The organism is Caulobacter sp. S45 (genome assembly GCF_903642205.1).
GTDB lineage: Bacteria > Pseudomonadota > Alphaproteobacteria > Caulobacterales > Caulobacteraceae > CAHJWH01.
In genome coordinates this window covers 1-3,224 of the sequence record NZ_CAHJWH010000232.1, presented here as the reverse complement: position 1 = coordinate 3,224, position 3,224 = coordinate 1, and the positions used below count along the sequence as shown (strand labels likewise).

At 68.8% G+C, this 3,224-nt stretch carries 4 protein-coding genes; 1 reads left to right on the top strand and 3 read right to left on the bottom strand.

From position 1 onward, the window contains the following. The coding region (locus HUV06_RS15340) for a type IIL restriction-modification enzyme MmeI (protein WP_371811101.1) at positions 1-1,370 on the top strand (1,370 nt) is incomplete at its 5' end. An 84-nt stretch (positions 1,371-1,454) separates the two neighbouring features. On the opposite strand, the gene HUV06_RS15335 is transcribed toward HUV06_RS15340, so the two are convergent. The 3 genes from HUV06_RS15335 to HUV06_RS16725 all read right to left on the bottom strand — a co-directional run. Next, complete coding sequence (locus HUV06_RS15335) at positions 1,455-1,823, bottom strand: hypothetical protein (protein ID WP_254601181.1); 369 nt, start codon at positions 1,821-1,823, stop codon at positions 1,455-1,457. Positions 1,824-1,902: 79 nt separating this feature from the next. Next, positions 1,903-2,235, bottom strand: coding sequence for a DUF1491 family protein (locus HUV06_RS15330; RefSeq protein WP_174302110.1), 333 nt, complete (start codon positions 2,233-2,235; stop codon positions 1,903-1,905). A gap of 66 nt (positions 2,236-2,301) precedes the next feature. Beyond that, the coding region (locus HUV06_RS16725; RefSeq protein ID WP_371811100.1) for an AIR synthase related protein at positions 2,302-3,224 on the bottom strand (923 nt) is incomplete at its 5' end.

Below are 3,224 nucleotides of genomic sequence, written 5' to 3'. Positions count from 1 at the left end.
TGCGTGCCGTGGTCGAGAAGCACGAACCGTTCGAGCTGTCGCTCGACGGGGTGTTCGAGGCGGAGCGCTGGGCGCGGGCCACCACCGGCGACCTGCTCGGCGAGGAGCCGGAGGTCGGCGCCCCTTTCGGCGGCGCCTTGCCCGCGATCCCGGACCGGCCCGCGCCCAGGATCGCCTTCGTCTCCACCAACTCGATCACCCAGGGCGAGCAGGTGGCCCAGCTCTGGCCGCGCCTGTTCCGCCGCGCCCGCCTGGAGATCGCCTTCGCCCACCGCACCTTCGCCTGGGGCTCCGACGCTCGCGGCGTGGCGCACGTGCATGTCGTCATCGTGGGGCTGGCGCGGCGCGGCCAAGAGCCGACGGAGAAGCGGCTGTTTAGCTATGAGAAGGTGGGTGGTGATCCGGTGGAGAGCCGGCATCCGTGGCTGTCGCCCTACTTGTTTGGGGTTGAGCCGCAGCTTGATCCGCACATGGTTGTGCGCGAGGAAAGCCGGCCCATAAATGGGGCGCGCCGCCTAAAGACAGGCGTTCAGATGATCGACAATGGCATCCTCACCTTCTTGGATCATGAGCGCGCAGCATTCTTGGCCGAAGAGCCAGCTGCTGAGCCGTACTTTCGCGAATACCTGGGCGGAGACGAATACATCAATGGTTTCACCCGCCATATCTTATATCTAGCCAACGCAAACATGCGAGAAGTTCGTACATTGCCCCTCATCGCAGACCGTATCCGGCAGGTAAGGGCATATAGAACCTCAAGCGACAGGCCCAGCACCAAGCTGATGGCTGACACGCCGATGCGTGTAGGAGTCGATGAGCGGCTAACTTCAGACTATCTCGTTATCCCAAACACAAGCTCGGAGAAACGCGAATACATCCCTATCGGCTGGATGACGCCCGCCTCAATCGCTAATCAAAAGCTTCGTATACTTCCAGATGCATCTTTATGGGAGTTCGGAGTTCTCACTAGCGCCACGCACATGGCTTGGATGCGAGCGATAACTGGACGCCTGGAAAGCCGGTACATGTACTCTGTCGGTGTGGTCTACAACACCTTTCCCTGGCCGGCCGCCACGCCGGCCGAGCGCAAGAAGGTCGAGGCGCTCGCCCAGGCCGTGCTCGACGCCCGCTCCGCGCACCCGGACGCCACCCTGGCCGACCTCTACGACCCCGACCTGATGCCGCCTGACCTCCGCCGGGCGCACAGGAAGCTCGACGAGGCCGTGGACCGGCTGTACCGCCGCACGCCGTTCACCGGGGACCGCGACCGCGCCGAGCACCTGTTCGGCCTCTACGAACGCCTCACCGCCGGCCTCCTCGCCACCCCCGCCAAGGCGAAGCGCCAGCGCCGCGTCGGTGCCGCCGTCTAAGCCGCCGACCTCGACAGGGCGCCGGGCGCGTCAGGCTCGAAGCGCAACGCCGCCTGAAGGCTCAGCGAGACGCGGCCTGCCCCCTCACGCCGCCATCCGCCGCCAGACTTCGCAGTCGACGGCGTAGGGGGTCAGGGCGGCGTCGGCCTGGCGGCCGCTGAGGTGGGCCATCAGCTCGATGCCGACCTCCGCCAGGCGCGCGCCGACCTGGTTGGGGTCGCAGCCGGCGTGCGGCGCCTCGAACAGGGCGGCGTTCACCTTGGGGGACTTGCACACGATGAGGGCGGCCAGCCGATGGGCGCGCTCGGGATCGGCGCGGTGCAGCAGCGGCTGCTCGGCATAGAGCTCGCGCCCGAGCTTCAGCACGAACGGCAGGGTCAGGGCCCGGAAGCGGCCGGCGGCCAGGGGCGGCGCAAGGCGGCGCATGTCCACGTCCAGGACGGTATCGTTCATGAGGAAGATCATGAGGGCCGCTCCGTGACGAAGCCGGCACCCTAGCGGAGCGGGCTTGCGGGCCGGTGTAGGAAGGCGGTTAACGCGCCTCTACCGGCTCGGTCAGGAAGTGGCGGCCTTTCGGGTCGTCGATCTCCACGATCCAGATGTCGGGATCGAAGCGGACGGCGCGCTCGGCATAGGCGTCCTGGGCCGCCTCGTCCTCGGCCTTCACCGGGCGCATCCAGACCCGCTCGCCCTCGCCGCGCACCGCCTCGGCGTAGAGGTCGAATCGGCCCGCGCGCCGGTCGATCACCTTGACCAGCACCGCGCCGGCCTGGGCGTCGCCGCGGCGGACCACGGCAGGGAAGGCCCCGCCCTGCTCGGCCCGGCGCAGCAGGGCGGAGACCCAGAAGTCGGTGGACAGCCGCATGGCCGATCCTCCCACGGCGCACCGGGCGGGTCCACGCCCTGCGGCGCCTGCAAGCTTAAGCCGGCCTTAACCCGGCCGGCGGGTGGTAGGGCCATGCGCCGCCCTGCCTGTCTCGGGACCCTCTTCGCCGCGGGGCTCATAGCCGTCGCGACCCCGGCCGGCGCCGCCCCGAGCGCGGCCTCGGGCCTGCTCTACGAGCGCGCGCTGATGGAGGCCGCGGGGCGGCGGTGCGCCTTGTTCACCCCCGGGATCGCCAGCGCGCTGGAAGCTATTTGGCACGGCTTTGGTTACATCTTCCAGGAGGCCGACGATGCCGATGACGGGAGTGGGGTAGATGCCTTCGCCGCGGGTCTCGTTATAGAGCGAGACGTTGCCGCCGGTGATGGGGGTGCCGAGGGCGGTGCAGGCTTCGGCGATGCCGTCGATGGCGGCGGAGAGTTGCGCCATGATCTCGGGCTTCTCCGGGTTGCCGAAGTTGAGGCAGTTGGTGGCGGCGACGGGTGTGGCGCCGGTGCAGGCGACCTTGCGGGCGGCTTCGGCGACGGCGTGCATGGCGCCGAGTTTGGGGTCGAGGTAGCACCAGCGGCCGTTGCCGGCGAGGGCCATGGCGAGGCCGCGCTCGTGCTTCGAGCTCGGAGCTTCGTTGAGGTTCCGTGGCGCGTCGGCCCACGTCTCAGAGGCGAGACGTGGGGCACCCGGTGTGGTGGCGGACTCGTGGTCAGAGGTGGGCGCGACGACGGGGTTTGCGGCGTCTTCGTTGCCGGTCTGCTCGGTGGCAACGCCCTCGGGTGTGGAGCCGGTGATGAAGTTGGCGATCTGGCCGAGGACGGTGTGGTCGGCTGCGAGGGGGTCGAGGCCGAGCGAGGTGGCGACTTTTTCGGCGAGGGTGGTGGGGGCAGTCGTTTCGAGGCTTACGCCGGCTGCGGTGGAACCTAGCCATGCCGATCCACCCCAGCGAACCGATTCGCTGGGGACCCCGGATGAGGCTG

Bases quoted from the DNA above. Each gene is read 5' to 3' on its own strand.
- HUV06_RS15335 (WP_254601181.1), bottom strand. From the start codon at position 1,823: ATGAACGATACCGTCCTGGACGTGGACATGCGCCGCCTTGCGCCGCCC.
- HUV06_RS15330 (WP_174302110.1), bottom strand. From the start codon at position 2,235: ATGCGGCTGTCCACCGACTTCTGGGTCTCCGCCCTGCTGCGCCGGGCC.